Below are 18027 nucleotides of genomic sequence, written 5' to 3' on the forward strand. Positions count from 1 at the left end.
TTAGCCCTCGTTGCGAACAACAAAGCAGAAATCCTGCAGTTCCGCGGACGCTGATAAGTAGACAGATTCCTGACACGGAATACTATAACTTACATCACTTAAATAGGATGCATAAGTTATGCAAGTTACGCCACTTAAATAAGTTAAGGCGCTAAAGCGATAAAAGCTACATGATGGCCAGTACTGAGCACTGGCGATCTAAGTCAATGCTGCAGTTCTCATCATCATTGGAATAAGTGGACAAATTCCTGACACGGAATACTATAACTGAGGTCACTTAAATGGGATGCATAAGTTATGTAAGTTACGCCACTTAAATAAGTTGATGTGCTAAAGCGATAAAAGTGGCACTGTTGGAAATATAGATTTAAGTCGATGATTTTTCCTTTAAAAAAAGTACTTAAAGACGGCTTTGTTGCACAAAGCTGTTTGTAAGGTCTGATTCAGCAATATAATTTCCGAATGAAGAAGCCAGCAACTAAAATCTACCGTACAACGAATTGGTCCGCATATAAACTCAGTGCGAGAAACTTTCAGAGCCAAGTGAATGAGATAACACTAAATATAAAAAAAATGGAAGAATAATTTACTAAGTTATTGTTTTTAAGTTGATCCTTGTTTTATATGGGGGTGATAATAACTTCTGATTACTAGTTTTTACCTTAAATATACCGATTGAAAGATTCATTTAAAGGCTATGAATACATGAGTTTTACAGTTTGGCTAGGTCAGCATGAGTACTTTTCACAAGATTTAAGATCGACCATGAACGTGATTAAGTTATAGGGGATTGATGAAATAGTTTTTATGAATTTCTGGCTTTCTGGGCTGATTTTATCAAATTCATGTCTATGCAAAATTGCGACATATTTCTCGTGCTGGTAGTTATCCAGAGTTTGGTCTGCATCTATCCATAGTGCAGACCTTTTTTTGGTGACAGTTTTTTCTTAGTGATTTTCGATCTGGATGTAGTGATTTCACGTTTGCAGAATATATCTTGGCGGTGATCCATCTAATATTCGTGATTATAAAGAGAGCTAATTCACAGGTTCTACAGATTATGTAGCGACTAACTATATCAAAGTCTATTTGCAGTTGATGGTTGGCGCTTAGTTTATATTTACGCTTAGGTTTCAGTTAAAAAATCAATATTCTGTTGAATCCGTGATTGAATCATCTGTAGGGTAGATTCTCGAATTTGATGGGGATACAGGCGCTGCGCAATTTGACTAAATTGAAGTGCAATTTCACGCATGGTCAAGATGATCTCATCGACTTCTAGAGTAGTCAGATTAGCTTCTGAAGTACCGAGTTTATGTATGTCATTTCGGGAAATATTGAGCGCTTCTCCCATAATGTCCATTTGATGATAACCACCTGGACCCTCGCAGAAGGTCACATCATAGGCTGGAGCCAATTTCCATTGACCATTTTTCTCCATGAGAAATGAAAAGTTCTTAGTATGGTCATCCCGATTATTGAAAAGCACATTAAACACAGCACGTTTAAAAGCATGCAATCTTTCTCGTACATCTTGCGTACACATCAAGGTTGCCCGGAGAAAATTGCGATAGTCTAGGCTACCTGGAACTTTATAGTCTGCTCCTGTATATGCAGCCAAACTCTGCATTGGAATCCGCATACCATTTTGACGATCGAATCGTTTAGAAGCAAAAGCCGTTAAACCATTGGGCAAATTAAAGAAATGGGTATCTGGAGTCTCAATTGCACAAAGTCGCAAACATTCTGCATAGACGGCTTCAATGGCGCAGACTTCAGGATGCTCTTGCTGAGCAGGAAACTTAATCAGCCAGGCTTCATGTTGATCAGAATCTTGAGTCGAAAACTCTAAATTGACAGGATCTCGGTAAACCAACGCTTTTGGTCTGGCACCTTGAGGGGAGCCACCCATGACCAATAAATGCTGTAGAAATTCACCACCTTCACCTTTGAGTACTTCTTGAACTTCCTGGGCCAGTTGTTGTAAAGGGATATTTTCTGAGGTTTGCATGTCAGCAACACAAGGTTCAAAGGAGAGGGCACCCATTGCGTGACTACTAATATAGGTCAGACGCTCCAAAGGTCCAATTCGTGCTGAATTTAAGCCAATTTTTTTGAAATATCGATCCATCAACATCATGCCCCAACCATCTGGTAAAGCGTCATAGACTGGACCTGGGAGTCCCATTTGATGAGTAGGAAAACCTTGTCTGAATGGTAGACCTTTTAAAGGCAGCAAGTAAGAAGAGAGCTCAACACCTTGCTGTATTGCTTCTGGACTATATTCAAAAGCAATGGTGGGTCTACCTGTCGTGGCTGTTGAACTAATCAGCGTTCCCCATAACCATGATTCGCCCCAACCGTTGTAATAAACATTAAGTCTATTGAGCATTATCCCTTCCTCTTAATACGGTGGCGCTTACTTTGACTCTCATAGCGAAGAATGTCATTCACACTGTTAAGCTGAGGTTTAAATAGTTCCTGAAGTTCGTTTAATCGACCCAAGACCATTGCAATACGGACTAAATTTTCAACAGATACATTTCGTCCCGCTTCAAGATTCGAAACTGTATTCACGCCGACACCAGCGCGTGCTGCTACCTCAGTTTGAGACATCTCCAGAAAGAGTCGTTGCTTACGTAAACGCTCACCTAAAAGAGTCACAACTTCTTCTGGTTTAGTGAAAAATAAATCCATTAAATTGGGTCTTAAGAATGAATAATTTAATTAAATCACAAAATAATGGAATTAATCTATAGCTATAGTGTGGCTAAGGAGGGCTTTGTTGCACAGCACAGCAGAAGGGTAGGTATAGTCCTTGGGTATCGGTTACAGAAAATCATCAGGATGTACTTTGACTGATTGTTGATACGGAGATTTCAGTATTTTCATTTTTCCTAATAGGTCACATTACTTAGAAAGGGTTCTTCGAAAATTAGTTCATACTTTAAAAATCCTATAAATATTGAGGATATTTTCTTAATGCTTTCAATATAGCATGCGGCTATATGTAACTCGAACGGGCTTAATCTGCCTTTCAGTATAAATTTTTTGGGCGTGAGAGGGGAGAGGTGTGAGGGCAAGCAATTTATATCGTGGATACTTCTAAATTACTTATGTAATAGAAGGTGGTAAACATGGATTTAGAGGTAATAACACTAAATATAAAAAAATTGGAAGAATAATTTATTAAATTATTGTTTTTATGTGGTTATTGGTGATGTTATGAATAATAATAACTTTTTCTTGATGAATTTTACCTAAAAAAATTGATCAGATAATTTTCTTTAAATGTCACGCATACATAAATTTGACAGTTTGAAGGGATCGGTATGTGCATTTTTCACAAGGTTAAAGATCGACCATAAATGTGATAAACGGCAGAGGATCATTGAAAAATGAATGGATTTAAACACTACATGTATGCACGAAAAAGAGTATCGCTGCGGTTCTGCTGACAGGCTGTATTGAGCATTGAATGCAAATGATGTAGTAATTGTCTACAGGCTATAGGACCAGCATGAAGAAGAATGAAATGTAGTTGCCAATTTATAACCTTGGTTGAAAAGCATAGCATTGTTATTCGGAGAAGTGAGGTAAGCCATCCTTCTCTTATTCATTTAAAATGATTCTTACTCAACTGATCTCGACTCATGGGCTGGTTCAAATTAGACGGATAATAACTTCCATCCCCTATCTTTTTCTTACCACATTTCTTGCATTTAATCCCTTCTTTGGAGATTTGATTCAGCATCACTGTTGTCGGTTGAATCAAATCAATGACATAGTTCGTTGGTTCAGGAAAAGCAGAAGAGGCTGCTTTATTGCAAAAGAGAACATTCGGATCAAATGGATTGGATTGCACAAAAGCCATGATACAGCCACAGAGTAATTCACCTGCATGTAATCTGTAACATCCATTCAGGTCATCAGACGAAGATTAATCTGAAATTTAAGCACTAAACGCCATAAATCTATGTATGGGCAGACTTTTTTGAGACATATGTTGATAAACATGCGGCAAGTTACATTGCTTAAAAGTCTATCTAAGTTAACGATCTATTCAATTCTGGATAAGTAATCTGAATATTACGATCCTAAATTACCCGAAGAGTATTAAGATTTCTAAGAATCGTGATTGTTGGTTTATTTGGGAAATTAATCAGTGGATTGAAGCAAAGATGATGGCTCATTAAGGATTGTGGGCTTCGACTACTTAAATTTTAGGTATTTTGAATAAAGCATATTTCAAAAATCTTAATTAATGGATTTAAATTACCATAAAAACCTTCAATATTGGCTTGAATCCATTGTTGTTGAGAGTCAATGCGAGACCAATCAATACCATAACCACAATGAGCAATCAGATGCTCAAAGAAAATCCGTTGTGTACGTCCATTACCTTCACGGAATGGGTGTATCACATTAAGCTCACAATACAAGTCGGCAAGTTGAGGAATCAGTTGTTGTGGTGCTAAGCCTTGAAAGTATTTTTTTTCTTGAAGCGGTTTGAGTAGTTTATTGGTTTCAATTTCAATACGGGAAAAATTACAAAAACGGGTGTCACCTTTGGAAATATCGATTTGTCTTAACTTTCCTGCCTAGTCGTATAAGTCGCCAAAGAGCTGCGCATGAATTGATTTTAAGTATTGTAAGTCGTAAGGTGGTTCAGCATATTCAATTAAGTTACTTGCCAATCCAGACAGTTCTAGTTCAGCTTGTTCTAAAATTTGTTCATCATGAATATTGAGTTTGTTCTTTAGGATATTTGTGCCAGGGTAACAATACAGGCTGTCACCCATTTCCCCATATTTATCCATACATGCACCTGACTAAGTTTCGGGTTGCGAATACTTCTTATATTTTTGCAAGATTTCAGCTTTACTTTGTTGAGTTGTTTGAGCTGTCGTTGTAATGCCTTCAAGCTTTAGGCTGGCTTGATAGTTTTGCGCACGTGTCGCTTGAATATATTTTTTTTTCTGTTCAGTGGTTCTGAGCATTTCGAAACTCCATTGATGCTACACGTGAAGTAAGTATAGCAGAGAATCTTTTTGATCAATGCTGCATACACAGCATTTCAAAATGTAATACAACGGTATTGTTTCATGTAATAACAGAAAACTAAAAAAAAGTGGAAGAATTTTTAAAATTTAGACCACCCATGATAAGTAAACCATATGTATTTGTTGATAATTGTAATTTTGAGAAAATTTAGTTGATAAATTAAATGAATTTTAATATACAAAGATATGCTCATTTTTTATATCGATAAAAATGTTAAAATTTGACTATTTAGTAAAAAATATAGAGATATTTATGGGGCAATTTATCATGCCCTTTTGCTTTGAGCGACAAAATGTTCAATTTAAGATAGTAAAAATTAACTCAGAACTACTGAAAATCAAAAAGATTAAACAGAGCCAGAAAGTAGTAGTACAAGCAAAGTTCAAAATAATCTATGTGAAAATTTGGCAAAAAATATTGCTATTAATGCAAACGGAGCCATGCTTACGTGTACATTCTAATTATGTTGCAATCTTACAGTTGATACATAATCTTGATGATTTTATCGAAAAATCACAGCAACACTTGTGCTTTGAGAGAAAAGCTCAGAAAGAGCTGGATGCTAAATTTTTTGCTAGATTTTTTAAGCTGACAAAGAGTTCAATAAAAGATCAACTTTTACCAAATTGTTCAGATCGTAATGAATTTAACCAATGCAATTTGATAAAAAATTAAGCGAAAGCGAATATGCCAAAGATTGAAACAGAAGAGCAATTCTTAGATTTAGCAGAAAAATTCCAAAAAGATTATTGTTTATTACGCAATCATGTTGTGAATACACAATTTGTCGATCTATCAGATGATTTACGTGAAAAAGCCCATGCTCTATATAAGGAAGCACAACAGATATATGGCTATATATCTAGTTCTAGACAATTAGGTAAATATTATTATCTAGCTTCTTTAAGTTATTTTGCATGCCCGACTACTAGTAATACTCAAGAGCTGTCGTCTGAACGTTATTTGATTCTACAAGCGAGTTTTTTAACATATCGGCAGTATCAAGAATTTGCAAAAATTGATAAAGCTGAGAATAAGCAAAAACATGTTTGTGATCTCTTTCGCTATGTATCACGATATGTTCTGGATTCTAATCATGCTGAATTATTTCAAGAATGCAGTGAGCTACTAAATCGCTATGTCATGTACGAACGTAACTTGAAAAAGGAGGATCGTAATCAACTTTTTAATATTAAAGATTTCAAACAAGTACAAGCCATAGAGTATTTATCGGCTCTATTAATAATTTTTAAAAGACTTGATGATCGTCGTGTTGTTCATCGTCAGCGTAAGTCAAAAAAAAGTAAAGTTTTGCAATGGCCGACGAAAAATGAACTCAAAAAATTTCGTGAAATTAAAACGGGTAAGCAAGTAGATATTGGACATAACGCAAAGATCAGTTTTTATGATGCCGCTCTTCACAAAGATGAAGAGGGTGAAGTTGATCTATTAGATCCTGAAATGGAGTTTTATTCAGAAGATGAAAAGTCTAAAAATTTAAATTATATACTCAGCGATAATGCGACGCATCTAATGCGGCATCGCCAGCGCCGTCATGCTCCTTTTGTTACAAATCCACATTATTTGGCGCCAGATATACTGAAGCAAATTGTTTATGTGTTGAGAACCGAGTTATCCGGGCACTGGAGGGATGCTGCAATCGCTGCAGCATGTTTATTGTCACTTTTGACGGGATTATCACCCGTCGCACTGATGGATTTTAACGAGCTTATTCAAGATGGAATTTTGATCCAGAATGGTTCAAGTAGACGTCGCGAATATTTACTCAAATTAAATCTTAAAATTACAGAGCAGAAGATTAAGAGCTTAAATCATGTGCGGTGGAATGAAGTGATGACACATCAACTACATTTACCTTCTGCTTGGTTTGACTATATAGAACAAGCATCGAATCCACTAATTTCATCAACACACATTAATACGAAACTTAAGAATTGGCTTGATAATCGGATTGTAGGTTCGATCACTGTAGAAAAACTGCAGGCTCAATTATATTTTCATATATATTATGAAACATATAATGAATATCTTGCTCATGTAATTGCTGGGCGGGATAGTCAGCATCACATGCCTGGTATCTATTATGGCGGGCTACCGAAAACTCAACTCAGTAGCACATATCTAGCCTTTTTAGAAAAAGCACTTACACCACATTCCACACATTTTACTGAAGACACGGCTGAACTAAAAATATTGCAACAACAATTCAAAGTGCAATCTGCATTATCTATAGGAAGGATAGGGAGCCAACTGGCACTTGAACCCAATTTTGTGAAAGAGCAATTCCATATTTTACATAGACATTGTCACGAAAACATCCAAGAAGATAAGCACATTATTAATCAACTTAATGCATATGCGTGTTGGATGTGGCATATCAGTTTGTTGAGTTTGGCAAGTCGGCCTAAAAAAAACCTGTTGGGGAATTTGGATGATTATTGTGTTGAGCTCAAGCTTTTATATGTGAATGATAAAAAAAATAGTAAAGCAAGAAAAGATGGTCGTTTTATCCCTTTATCTGATTTTTTCATAAAAACACTGCAAAATTACACTGCCTTTTTAGAACAAATTATTGAAGCGTACGGTTCATTTTTTAGACAAGTCTTTGCAAAGAAGAAGATAACTGTAAATGATCTTTTTGGTAAGGTCATTTTTAGTAAAGATATCTTGCCGATAACTGTCAAAGAATGGCAGAGCAGGAAAATTAAGTTAATCCCTTTATCGAGAAAATGGGTGAATTCATATATGCAAGGAGTCTTTCCAAAGAATATGTATTCGAATTGGTTACGTCATTTTGACATGAACTTTTTGATGCATGAGCAGCAAGAGGGTAAACCAGCATTAGCTTTTCACTTAATTCAGGCCCTGTATGGTCATGACCAACGTGACCGAGAGGCTTTTCATCCGCATTCTTCACTTATCCCGAATGTCTATGTACAGCAAGCCCGCCAGCAATTGCAAGATAATGTCAAATCTTTATCGATTAAACACTTAGAGCGAAAATAGTTGTATGCAAAAAATCAAAGAACTAATAAAACCACAACTAGATGATCTATTTGTTGATATTCATAAAATGGTGAAAAAGTCGCTAGATAGACAGCCTTCTCCACCTGAAGTATTGACGAAAGAAATGCAGCAAAAACTTGATCAGCAGATCGCTGAAAAATGGCATGACATTAAAGATAGTGTTGATTGTTTGAGTCAAAAGTTGAGCCGAGACGAACAATCAAAACTGATGCAATTTACTGAAGATGAATTTAATAAAAGAAGGAAGCAATTCAACCAGAATGTAGATAAAAAATCATACAGAATTAAGCTAAATCCACATACTAAACGGATCGTACTGCCTAGAAAAATTGAGAGTACAGAGTCACGGTTAGAACAGGGGCATCTACATATCCATGTACTTAAGGAATTAAGGCAGTATTGGCAAGATTCATTTGAATATTGGAATGAACCAAAGTACTTATGGGGAAATTTATGCTTAAGTTTTATATATATTTCAGGCTGTGCAGATGAACAGCATTTGATTGCTATTCAGAAGCAATTGCAGGAGGCCATTGAGCTTGGTACAGATCTGAATTGTTTTCGGTTATACCATTCGGACTACAAAAAAATCACTAATCCATTGTTACTACATTATCGTGTTGAAAACTCTCAATATGGCAACGATGTAGAACAGGGAAAGTTGTACCAATGGAAACATGTTTTTTTTAACCCATATGCGCAGTTCATTTTGCAATATTTAAAAAAGTTGAAAGCTACTCAGAAAGAATTTTGTCTGCAACATTCAGTTGAAGATTGTATTTTAGAAAGCTTGAGTAAGATAGGCAGGAAAAAAAGTCTTGGGGATCTGCAATATCAAATTAAACGCCGTGGATTTCGTGCATTTAATGATGTGCAAATGGTACTCGAATTTAATCCAAACCTCAGCATAGATATATTTTTGAGTAATGTGCTTCAGCAAGAGATTAATACTGTTGCTTTAAGGCCATCCGAATTTAGATTGCTGTGGAATAATGATTACAATCAAGTCACAGAACCAGATAATCGCCCTATTCATTTTGAACAAGAGCAGTTACTTCCTGAAGTTCCGACTGTTCAAAGCAAATTACAAACGATTCCGTATGAGTTGATGTTGTTTGGTCAAAAGAAACGTAAAGGTCAAAAAGTTGAGCGTTTAGATAAAAAGAGGAATAAAGAAGAACGCACGCTACGTTTTTGGCAAGAAACTAGAAGGGTGTTAGAGGAGAAGATAGTTGATGCTAATACGGAGGAAAAGTCTTTAATTGATGCTCAACTACGCTTAATTCACTGGTTAATGCATTTAAAAAAACGAGGGCTTCAATTATCAACTATTGAAAGCTACTTAGGATCGTTTGGCAAAGAATTTATATTTGAGATTTGGCTCAATAAATTAGATTTAAAGCAACAATCCATAGATGACTATGAGGATTTATATCGGCAGCTATTGAAATACAGCAGTGAACGTGATGAAAAAGCAGTTCAACGAGATTCGGTGAAAGGAAAAACCTCTCGTAAGATGCACCAAAGCGCAGAATACCGTTTTGGTCGCCTAAAAGATTTTCATCAATTCTGTATAGAGAATTATGATGCTCCAGGGGTATTGGTGTTACAGAATTCAAGTTTTAAGCATTTACAAATTTGCAATGCACGGCTAGTGAGTCCTTTGCTATTTGGCAAATTATTGGAAAAACTAGAAAATTTAAGTCAAGAGCCAACGGCATCAGAGTGGGTCGATCATCTGAGTTGTTTAAAGCTGATGTATTTACTAAGTTATAGAACTGGACTTCGATTAAATGAAGTTCGTTGTCTTAAAATACAAGATATTATTTGCCCAGAGCTACTTTATAAAGAAAAAGAAAATACAGTTTTTAATAATATCACGCTTCATATCCAAGACAATTCATATCGCCGTCTGAAAACGCGAAGTGCGAATCGTCAAATACCATTGAAAATTGCATTGTCAGAACATGAGTTTTTAGTAGTACAACGTTACATACAACATCGTTATGAGCAATATTTGGTTAATCAGCAGGATGATCTACTTTTTAGTGTGAATCATCGTGTATTAACTGATCAATGTATCAGCAAAATTACAGTAGATTTGTTTAGTCAAATATTAGGTATGCATCATGGCTTTAGTTTTCATACATTACGCCACAGTGCTGCTAACTATCTAGCAATAACTTTGCTCGGTTCAAAAGAAATGATCAAGACCTACACAGATTGTCCTTGGGTAAAAGCAAAAAAGATGAGGGATTTATTGTTTGGTATGAAAGCACGTGCTCAAGAAGAGATTATTCAACATAAATGGCAGGTGCTCGCCTCTTGGATGGGGCATAGCAGTATTGAGCAAACGGCTTCAAATTACCTTCATGTTTTGGATTTATTAGCAGTCGATCGAATTTATAATTCGCCGTGTATCATTTCAAAAAAAGTATTAGAACAGTGTTTTAGTCCAGTGAAGTCAAGTACAGACTACATAAACCTAAATCGTTATACTCAGCAGCAGAAATGGTTTAATTCTTATCAGCAAACACAGCCAGTTACGATGGCTGGCCGACAAGAAAAGAAGTTTAGTATAGAGAAGAGTACTCTGACACCTTTTCAACGTTTGATAAGTTTTAGAGAAGGTCGTTTAAGCGAAGATACCCAAGCTCAAGAATGGATGCAACGATGTCAATGGATGAGCACTAAATGGATGGATCGCCAAAAATTTAATTTAAAAACGAATTATGTTTATAGTAAGAATTTAGAAGAGAGTTGGTTTGATGAACTTTACGAAAAGGCTAAAAAACTGACTCGTCCAGATGAAATAATTCCTCTCCTTGATTTTCATTATAAAGATGATAGGCAGCAAGATGCACTGAAAGAAAAGAACATGGTTAAGGCGCTTAAAATATTATTATTATTTGGAAAACTGCGTAAGAATTTTCTACATTTTCAATGCCGAATGAAAGGTGATGAGCAACAAATTGTTAATTTTATTACTGGTATAGAGCCAATGTTAGGAGATCATCTGTATTTAGAAAAACAAAACTACCCAGTTAATTTGGATGCTCCTGAGCGAACCGTTAAATTTAGTTTTCAAAGAGTTGTCGGCTCTAACAAAAAAAATGTTACTCCGCTGGTTATATTTAATTTAATGTTAAAAATGATGCAAAAAGATGAACTCTGGTTGAAATAGCCTAAGCAAACTAAAAGGGGAATTGTTTAAAAATCTCTCTGGTTATAAGTAAACTGTCTTTATGAAAAGCATCATACTAACTTTGATTCATAATAAAGGGAATTTAAAAGCTTTAGCATCACAATTTGGTCACTGGATTTTAGACAATAGTGTAAAGATTAGCACTTTGGTAAATCGATGAGCTAAAGTGTTGTAGTCCAAACTCGATCTGACAGTTACCCATTTTTGAGCTGTTGATTAATTTATCAAAAAAAATCAAGCCACCCACGGGTGGTTTTTTGTTGCGACATTTCACCAGTAACTAACTTTCTTAATGTGAATCGTAAGCATCCGCTGAACGCCATCGCCAAGTTTTAACGGGGTTCAGGTTTCCAGCGGTGAGGTAGTAATTCTTCTATTTGAGGCACTTTATGTGTTGGCAACCTTTTCAGCACATCACTTAAATAGGCATACGGATCCAAGCCATTCAGCTTTGCTGACTGGATTAAAGTCATGATATTGGCAGCTCGTTGACCACTGCGCAGCGAACCTGCAAATAGCCAGTTCTTACGCCCCAAGGCCCAGGGACGCATTTGGTTCTCTATCCAATTATTGTCAATGGGTAGATTGCCATCATCCAGATAGCGGCTTAAAGCAGTCCAACGTTTTAGGCTGTAATTGATCGCCCGGGCGGTTGGAGAACTCGATGGCACCGTCAGTTGATGTTGGTTGAGCCATTCATATAGTTGTTGCATGACCGGTTGACTATGCTGTTGTCGGTATTCGCAGCGGTCTTCCGCTGTACCATCCGTCTTTTTTCTTAATTCTGCTTCTATCGCATATAATTTCTGAATCAGCACTAATGCCTGTTCAGCGACCTGACTTTTCTTGGTCACATGTAGTTCATGGAATTTACGACGTGCATGTGCCATGCAGCCCACCTCAATGACCTGACCTGATCTAAAGCGTGCTTTATAACCACTGTAATCATCACAGACCAAATGACCCTGCCAGCCTTTCAGGAAGTCTTCAGCATGCTGGCCAGAACGGCTATCTTGAAAGTCATAGATCACTGCCTGAACTGGATTGTACTGTGTGCTGGCATAGGCCCAGACATAACCTTTTTTGGGCTTTTTCTCATTTTCACCCATCTGCATGACCGTCACCGGTGTTTCATCTGCATGGATCACCTGCTGTTGCAGTACCACCTGTTTTAAGGCATTGGCCAGAGGTTCCAGTTCCACCCCACAGCGGCCAATCCAGTCAGATAACGTTGATCTAGACAGATCAACACCTGCGCGTAGAAAGATTTGACGTTGACGGTACAAAGGCAAATGATCGGCATACTTTGACACCAGCACATGGCTAAGCAATTCAGGTGAAGCAATGCCTTTATCAATCACATAGGCTGGCATCGCTTGCTGAGTCAGAGTGTCACACTGATCACAGACCCATTTACCACGCACATGCTGTTCCTTATAGAACTGTGCCGGTCTGAAATTCAGTTTTTCACTGACATCTTCACCGATACGACGCAAGGTACAGCCACAACTGCATTGTGTTGATTCAGGTTCATGCTCAATACGGAGGGTGTGTAGATGATCTGGCAACAGCCGACGTTTAGGTTTGTTGACTGGGGCTTTCTGTGCAGCTGCATTGGTTTTATCTGCATTCAGTCGTTCCAGTTCCAGATCAACCGCTGCAATATCTTCTTCAACCGCTTCATCCCAGAGATGGATTTGTTTTGCGGTTAGATGTTCATTTTTACTGCCGAATTTATGCTGTTTAAATAGTGCAAGCTCATGCTCGTATTTTTGATTGAGAATAGAAAGATGTTGAACTTTAGAATCTAATTGCTGATTGGTGACTTCAAGATGTTGAACTCTGGCATCTAATTGCTGATTTGATTGTTCCAGTTGTTGTTTAGATTGTGCCAGAGACTGATGCTGCATCGCCAACTGTCTGGTAAATTCCAGCAGTTGTTCATGGGTCAGTTGGCTTAAATCAGGCAGCGTATTCATGACCGCAGTATGCCTGAGGTCATGATGCAGAGGAAATAGAACGTTTGGAGAATAGCAGAATGGATGAGCCTGGTTTAGAGCATTGTTACCACTTGCTGCAGTCCGATTCTTTGCCAGGGCAAACCCTGGATCAGTGCCTGTAACTGCTCCGGGCTGATCGCCATACTTTCACCCTGGTGAACTTTAGCCCAGTGGAATTTCCCCTGTTCCAGCCGCCGGGCACACAGCCAGATACCCAGTCCATCATGCACCAGCACTTTCATACGATGGCCACGCTTATTACAGAACAGGTAAGCGCAATGCGGTTTGATGTAGCCAAAGGCTCTCAGCACCTGAGCCATGGCTGTATCCATCCCTGCACGCATGTCCATCGGCTGGGTAGACAACCAGATCTCATCAATACGAATCATTGAGTCAAACCCTGGATCAGCAACAGTAATTCAGTTACTGACTCCACCGGCCAGTCGATCTCGATCATCTGATCCCTTGCGGAACTTGGTGCCTCATGTAATGGAATCCTGATATGAGCGACAGCTTTCTTCTCTGGCACAGGTGGTAGAGGTGCTTCTTGTTTGACTGGAGTCGGGTGAAGAATGACCGGAAGAAAGTCAGTCTGTGGAATGGATGGGGTTTTTAATGCAGGGGGCATTGATCTGGACTGACGAATCCATTTATGTAGCAGATTGGCATTGATCTGATGTTGCATTGCTACCTTGGCCACTGATGTATCTGGCTGCTGGCATTGCTGAATAAGTTGATGTTTAAATTCAGCTGTGAAGGTTCGACGGGGCTTTTTTAGCGTTGGTGCACTGTCTATAACTGTCTTTAAATCCATAAATAGGTGTCCACTTAAATTTAAGTGGACACTATCGCGGTATTAATGAGTTAGAAAAAGTGGGGTTCAGCGGACGCTTACTGTGAATCATGCTAAGGCAGCGAATGAAGGGAAGCCGTTAGTTGTATTGATGGCACCACAAGAGAAAGATCGTTCGAAGGCTCAAAACCGTTTGTACTGGATTGGCTTAATCAATGGGCTAAAAGTCAAGGTAAAGATAAAGATTACGAGCATCTGTTCTTTAAGAAAAACTTCTTAGCAAAAATCTATGATTGCGATGACGTTGGCCAATACAAGAAAACATTCAAGGCTGTAAGAGAGTTGAAAGATTCTAATCATCCTCTCTACCAAGATGTAGCAAGTGGCCTATGTGAGCTAATGAGCACTACAGACGCAAGTACAGTTCAATTAACCGAATACTTAAACGACATTCATGCTTTCTGTAATAAAAACGGGTGTTATTTGGAAACGCCTGATGATCTTAAGTAGGTGCTTGAATAGTTGCTGATTTCATATTATTAATGTCTCTCACTTTATAAAATGAGAAACTAACAAATGGTAATGAATAATATTGAATATGATGCGGTGGTTGAAAGTGCGAAAATCAAAGCGAAAAGCGATATAACAGTAGCGGTTTTAAATAATGCAGCAAGTACGGGTTTAGTTGCAATTAATGATGCAAGTAAAGAAAAGCTTATTAGAGTTTATCAAAAAACTGCATGATCAGATTGATGAATAATATGAACCGCCCTTAAAGCGGTTTTTTATTGCTAGTAGAATATTTAAGGTACCTTTTCTAATAGGCACATACTATTAAAGTGTTTTTTATTTATTTTTTAGATTGAAAAGATTGCTATTTAAGTAATTTAAATATAAAAATCTTTATTGATTGAGCATAGTTGTTATACAGGATATTTATAAGGATTTTAAAATGACAATTATCACATTGCTTGATGTTGAGACGAAGAAGAAGGTGATAGTTCGGTCCGTAATAGACCCAATAGCAAGAATAGACAAAAAAGGGAATATACAAATTATTCAAATTCATAAATGGCTAGATGATGAATCTGGAGATTTTGTTGATGAAGACTTATATGAGGCACTCAACAATGGAGAAGTTGGAATATACTTAACTTTGCAGTATATGATCATTGATATTGAAAATTAATTATTTTTTATTTTTAGTCAGTGTGATTTCTTACTCTCTAGAGCCTAATGGTTACTACACATAAGACCTTATTAAGTATTACCTATTGATGGGCACATATTCTTTATAAGTCTTGATAAGTAAAAAAATTATGTAGGCTAAAAATAAAACCATTCAAAAAAAGAAATCTTTATCTATTTAAATATGAATATTTGATATTTTTAATTCAGTCCCTATTGCTAGTGCTTAAATATTATGCCAATATGAAGTTGGAGATATTTCCGAATAGATATTTCCTATTTCAGGTCTAAGCGTTTTTTTTCGCTAAGCCCATTTCTGAATAAAAATAGGAAGTGGGCTTTTTTATTTTTAAATATTTCAGTATTATCAGTGTGTTGCTTTAAGTAACACTAAACCTTATTGATCAGCGCAAATATCAAAAAAGGGGGAGCTTGCCTACTAGGCAAGCTTTTTAAATTGATAATTTAAACAGGCTTTGTTGCATAAACATTCAAAAGCTGAGTTCTCCCCAATCCATTCAAATTTAAGACACAACTTGGGTGCGAGGTCTACCTAATTCCGTAAATCTATTCAGAACTGCCACACGCGCATGAATTTCATTGACCTGACTTTGAAAATGTCTTGCCGTCAGCCTATCACCTAATAATTTGATGCAATGCATCTTGGTTTCCACCAAACTACGACGGTGATAACCCGACCATTTTTTCCATAGGGTTCTGCCTAAATGTTTAACCGTTTGAAGTAACTCATTTCGTTCTATTGAACTTATTTTAGAATCTTTCCAGGGCTTGGCATTCTTTCTGGGTGGAATTACTGCATGTGCTTGACGATCTGAAATCACTTTTCTGCAGCACTTCGTGTCGTACGCGCCATCGGTATAGACAGAATCTATTCGCTCATCTAGTGGAATTTGATCCAGTAAATCACCTAGTACTTGTGAATCACTGACATTATTTGTAGTAAGCTGAACGGCACGTATTTGCAGTGTTTCAGCATCTATACCAATATGCAGTTTACGCCATTGCCGACGGTATTCAGGCTGATGTTTTTTACGCTTCCATTCGCCTTCACCTAAAAACTTTAAACCCGTAGAGTCGACAAGTAGGTGTAACCCATCATGACTTTTCTGATAGCTTATCGCAATATCAATATGCTTTTGTCGTCTACAAAGGGTGGAGTAATCTGGTGCTGTCCAATTCAAGCCACAGAGTTTAATCAGGCTTTGAACAAAGCCAGTAACCATACGTAAAGAAAGAAGGAATAGAGATTTGATCATTAAACAGCATTGAATCGCTGTATCGGAATAAGTTTGATTTCGTCCTTGCTTGCCTTGTGGTTGTGCATACCATTGCGTCTTAGGATCAAACCAGATTGAAATATTTCCTCGCTTGATTAAAGCTTGGTTATACGAGGACCAATTGGTTGTACGATAGATTTTAGGTGTAGGCTTCTTCATCTGGAAATTATATTACTGAAGAAGCCTTCAAGAATAGCTTTGTGCAACAAAGCCATTTAAACACAATAATCCATTTTAAAGCTCAATAGAAAAATCAAACTTCCCTAGCTTTTATTCGTACTAATTTATTGAATATAATCGTTTTTATAATTTTTAAAATTTCCTTAAACTAAAAATGGAAAATTTCTTGTTGCAACATTGTTATAATAGGACTACCTTAAGAAAAATACTTTATAAAAATGAGGAGCTGCCGAAATGCCACAGTATCTCATGTTTGCGGAAAATATTTATAACAAAATTAAAGATGAGGAATTGTTTTCACATGACTGTATTGAAAATATGAACTTACTTATGACATGTATACGCAGAGAAATTGAGGGAACAGAATTTAAATTAAAATATAATTTTATTGATTTTGTTGAATTGTTTAGTAAACAATTAGATGAATGTAAAGTAAAAATAGATGTGAGTTTGATTCCTCCTCATAATTCAGAAGGTGAGTATATTTTATGGTTAGCTGGATTTATCGAAAAAATTACAGAAGGTGGACCTAAACCACCTCCGCCTATAAAGAAATTTATTCCAGAGTATATGAGCTTGAAATATGAATTAGATTTTTTACCTTTAAATGAGGAAAAAATTCAAACCGAAGGTAAAGAAATTACGGATTACTTTAATTCAAAGCTTTATAAGGCAACTTTTAAGAAATAATAGTTAGTTGTCTCTATTTTTAGCCACCGCCTTAGGGCGGTTTTTTTATGGGTAAGAATAATGGATTCTACAGAATACTTTTGGCTTACTCGGAAAAAAGAACCTAAAACTAAACTTAAAAGCCGGCCACTGCCAAAGCCTACACAAAAATATCTAGAGGCAGAAGAAGAATTTACTGAAACTTTAGATAATCTGGAAATTAAATATGAAAAGAAATTTCAGTTTAAGTCTACTAAGCACTGGCGGTTTGACTTTCATTTAATTGAGTATCGAATACTAGTTGAAATTGCGGGTGGTCCATGGTCTGGCGGTCGTAAGGGCAAACTTAAAAATAAAGCTTGTAGTCTTGATCGTTACGATGTGGCTGAAGAGATGGGCTACACCGTAGTTCGCATAGAGACAGCTTCAAGATGTCGCATTGATGAGTCTGGACCTTTGCAGTTACGGACTGAATACGCTAGTGAATGGCTAAAAAATTTAAAGAGGCAAATATTTAATGGATCAGATCAGACCATTTCCTCCAACTGATTTTATTGACCAAGCAGATGAAGAGGAAGCGAT

Annotated in this window: 15 protein-coding genes and 2 pseudogenes; 8 read left to right on the plus strand and 9 right to left on the minus strand. The window is 36.9% G+C overall.

The features are described 5' to 3' along the window. Nucleotides 1-1126 precede the first annotated feature (1126 nt). The 5 genes and pseudogenes from HMPREF0014_RS24375 to HMPREF0014_RS25765 all read right to left on the minus strand — a co-directional run bounded on the left by HMPREF0014_RS24375 (nucleotide 1127) and on the right by HMPREF0014_RS25765 (nucleotide 5000). Nucleotides 1127-2392, minus strand: a complete 1266-nt coding sequence (locus tag HMPREF0014_RS24375; RefSeq protein WP_000934717.1) for a type II toxin-antitoxin system HipA family toxin — start codon at nucleotides 2390-2392, stop codon at nucleotides 1127-1129. Next, on the minus strand, nucleotides 2392-2697 hold the full coding sequence (locus HMPREF0014_RS24380; RefSeq protein WP_004658344.1) for a helix-turn-helix transcriptional regulator: 306 nt from the start codon (nucleotides 2695-2697) through the stop codon (nucleotides 2392-2394). The genes HMPREF0014_RS24375 and HMPREF0014_RS24380 overlap by 1 nt, the downstream gene beginning before the upstream one ends. Nucleotides 2698-3616: 919 nt before the next feature. Further along, nucleotides 3617-3874: a hypothetical protein gene (locus tag HMPREF0014_RS0206665; protein WP_000896237.1), complete on the minus strand. Its 258-nt coding sequence runs from the start codon at nucleotides 3872-3874 to the stop codon at nucleotides 3617-3619. A gap of 349 nt (nucleotides 3875-4223) precedes the next feature. Continuing rightward, nucleotides 4224-4820, minus strand: a pseudogene (locus HMPREF0014_RS25760) (putative adenosine monophosphate-protein transferase Fic). Nucleotides 4821-4832: 12 nt separating this feature from the next. Next, a complete protein-coding gene (locus tag HMPREF0014_RS25765) occupies nucleotides 4833-5000 on the minus strand; it encodes a YhfG family protein (protein WP_002125865.1) in 168 nt (55 codons plus the stop codon). 274 nt (nucleotides 5001-5274) lie between these two features. Here HMPREF0014_RS25765 and HMPREF0014_RS24395 point away from each other — a divergent pair, with 274 nt between their 5' ends. Genes HMPREF0014_RS24395 through HMPREF0014_RS24405 form a run of 3 tightly spaced genes read left to right on the plus strand, consistent with a single transcriptional unit; the run spans nucleotide 5275 to nucleotide 11296 of the window. Next, on the plus strand, nucleotides 5275-5739 hold the full coding sequence (locus tag HMPREF0014_RS24395; RefSeq protein ID WP_000911011.1) for a hypothetical protein: 465 nt from the start codon (nucleotides 5275-5277) through the stop codon (nucleotides 5737-5739). A gap of 12 nt (nucleotides 5740-5751) precedes the next feature. Continuing rightward, on the plus strand, nucleotides 5752-8091 hold the full coding sequence (locus tag HMPREF0014_RS24400) for a hypothetical protein (protein ID WP_006581675.1): 2340 nt from the start codon (nucleotides 5752-5754) through the stop codon (nucleotides 8089-8091). Nucleotides 8092-8095: 4 nt separating this feature from the next. Beyond that, nucleotides 8096-11296, plus strand: coding sequence for a site-specific integrase (locus HMPREF0014_RS24405; RefSeq protein WP_006582679.1), 3201 nt, complete (start codon nucleotides 8096-8098; stop codon nucleotides 11294-11296). Between the two features lie 353 nt (nucleotides 11297-11649). Here the strand turns inward: HMPREF0014_RS24405 and HMPREF0014_RS24410 are convergent, their stop codons facing one another. The 3 genes from HMPREF0014_RS24410 to HMPREF0014_RS24420 all read right to left on the minus strand — a co-directional run bounded on the left by HMPREF0014_RS24410 (nucleotide 11650) and on the right by HMPREF0014_RS24420 (nucleotide 14131). Beyond that, nucleotides 11650-13296, minus strand: coding sequence for an IS66-like element ISAba17 family transposase (locus HMPREF0014_RS24410; protein WP_001094416.1), 1647 nt, complete (start codon nucleotides 13294-13296; stop codon nucleotides 11650-11652). Nucleotides 13297-13370: 74 nt separating this feature from the next. After that, on the minus strand, nucleotides 13371-13706 hold the full coding sequence (gene tnpB / locus HMPREF0014_RS24415; RefSeq protein WP_000618090.1) for an IS66 family insertion sequence element accessory protein TnpB: 336 nt from the start codon (nucleotides 13704-13706) through the stop codon (nucleotides 13371-13373). Further along, nucleotides 13703-14131 (minus strand): transposase, encoded by a 429-nt coding sequence (locus HMPREF0014_RS24420; RefSeq protein ID WP_000364662.1) that lies wholly within the window; start codon nucleotides 14129-14131, stop codon nucleotides 13703-13705. Before HMPREF0014_RS24420 ends, tnpB begins: the two co-directional genes overlap by 4 nt. 130 nt (nucleotides 14132-14261) lie before the next feature. Between HMPREF0014_RS24420 and HMPREF0014_RS25770 the strand changes: the two are divergent. From HMPREF0014_RS25770 to HMPREF0014_RS24425, 3 genes and pseudogenes are all read left to right on the plus strand, one after another. Continuing rightward, nucleotides 14262-14620, plus strand: a pseudogene (locus tag HMPREF0014_RS25770) (hypothetical protein). Nucleotides 14621-14692: 72 nt separating this feature from the next. Beyond that, complete coding sequence (locus HMPREF0014_RS26135; RefSeq protein ID WP_162137887.1) at nucleotides 14693-14854, plus strand: hypothetical protein; 162 nt, start codon at nucleotides 14693-14695, stop codon at nucleotides 14852-14854. Nucleotides 14855-15062: 208 nt separating this feature from the next. Then, complete coding sequence (locus tag HMPREF0014_RS24425) at nucleotides 15063-15299, plus strand: hypothetical protein (protein WP_000152657.1); 237 nt, start codon at nucleotides 15063-15065, stop codon at nucleotides 15297-15299. Between the two features lie 523 nt (nucleotides 15300-15822). On the opposite strand, the gene HMPREF0014_RS24430 is transcribed toward HMPREF0014_RS24425, so the two are convergent. Next, a complete protein-coding gene (locus HMPREF0014_RS24430; RefSeq protein ID WP_020992394.1) occupies nucleotides 15823-16755 on the minus strand; it encodes an IS5-like element ISAha3 family transposase in 933 nt (310 codons plus the stop codon). A 255-nt stretch (nucleotides 16756-17010) separates the two neighbouring features. Here HMPREF0014_RS24430 and HMPREF0014_RS24435 point away from each other — a divergent pair, with 255 nt between their 5' ends. After that, entirely contained in the window at nucleotides 17011-17466 is a 456-nt protein-coding gene (locus tag HMPREF0014_RS24435; RefSeq protein WP_001136773.1) for a hypothetical protein, read from the plus strand. Between the two features lie 60 nt (nucleotides 17467-17526). Then, complete coding sequence (locus tag HMPREF0014_RS24440) at nucleotides 17527-17994, plus strand: hypothetical protein (RefSeq protein ID WP_002123983.1); 468 nt, start codon at nucleotides 17527-17529, stop codon at nucleotides 17992-17994. Nucleotides 17995-18027 lie beyond the last annotated feature (33 nt).

Origin of the sequence: Acinetobacter sp. RUH 2624 (assembly GCF_000162375.2) — a bacterium.
In the GTDB taxonomy this organism is placed as follows: Bacteria; Pseudomonadota; Gammaproteobacteria; order Pseudomonadales; family Moraxellaceae; genus Acinetobacter; species Acinetobacter nosocomialis.

Bases quoted from the DNA above. Each gene is read 5' to 3' on its own strand.
- HMPREF0014_RS24405 (WP_006582679.1), top strand. From the start codon at position 8,096: ATGCAAAAAATCAAAGAACTAATAAAACCACAACTAGATGATCTATTT.
- HMPREF0014_RS24425 (WP_000152657.1), top strand. From the start codon at position 15,063: ATGACAATTATCACATTGCTTGATGTTGAGACGAAGAAGAAGGTGATA.
- HMPREF0014_RS24435 (WP_001136773.1), top strand. From the start codon at position 17,011: ATGCCACAGTATCTCATGTTTGCGGAAAATATTTATAACAAAATTAAA.
- HMPREF0014_RS26135 (WP_162137887.1), top strand. From the start codon at position 14,693: ATGAATAATATTGAATATGATGCGGTGGTTGAAAGTGCGAAAATCAAA.
- HMPREF0014_RS24430 (WP_020992394.1), bottom strand. From the start codon at position 16,755: ATGAAGAAGCCTACACCTAAAATCTATCGTACAACCAATTGGTCCTCG.
- HMPREF0014_RS0206665 (WP_000896237.1), bottom strand. From the start codon at position 3,874: ATGGCTTTTGTGCAATCCAATCCATTTGATCCGAATGTTCTCTTTTGC.
- HMPREF0014_RS24400 (WP_006581675.1), top strand. From the start codon at position 5,752: ATGCCAAAGATTGAAACAGAAGAGCAATTCTTAGATTTAGCAGAAAAA.
- HMPREF0014_RS25765 (WP_002125865.1), bottom strand. From the start codon at position 5,000: ATGCTCAGAACCACTGAACAGAAAAAAAAATATATTCAAGCGACACGT.
- HMPREF0014_RS24395 (WP_000911011.1), top strand. From the start codon at position 5,275: ATGTTAAAATTTGACTATTTAGTAAAAAATATAGAGATATTTATGGGG.
- HMPREF0014_RS24375 (WP_000934717.1), bottom strand. From the start codon at position 2,392: ATGCTCAATAGACTTAATGTTTATTACAACGGTTGGGGCGAATCATGG.
- tnpB (WP_000618090.1), bottom strand. From the start codon at position 13,706: ATGATTCGTATTGATGAGATCTGGTTGTCTACCCAGCCGATGGACATG.
- HMPREF0014_RS24380 (WP_004658344.1), bottom strand. From the start codon at position 2,697: ATGGATTTATTTTTCACTAAACCAGAAGAAGTTGTGACTCTTTTAGGT.
- HMPREF0014_RS24440 (WP_002123983.1), top strand. From the start codon at position 17,527: ATGGATTCTACAGAATACTTTTGGCTTACTCGGAAAAAAGAACCTAAA.
- HMPREF0014_RS24410 (WP_001094416.1), bottom strand. From the start codon at position 13,296: ATGAATACGCTGCCTGATTTAAGCCAACTGACCCATGAACAACTGCTG.
- HMPREF0014_RS24420 (WP_000364662.1), bottom strand. From the start codon at position 14,131: ATGGATTTAAAGACAGTTATAGACAGTGCACCAACGCTAAAAAAGCCC.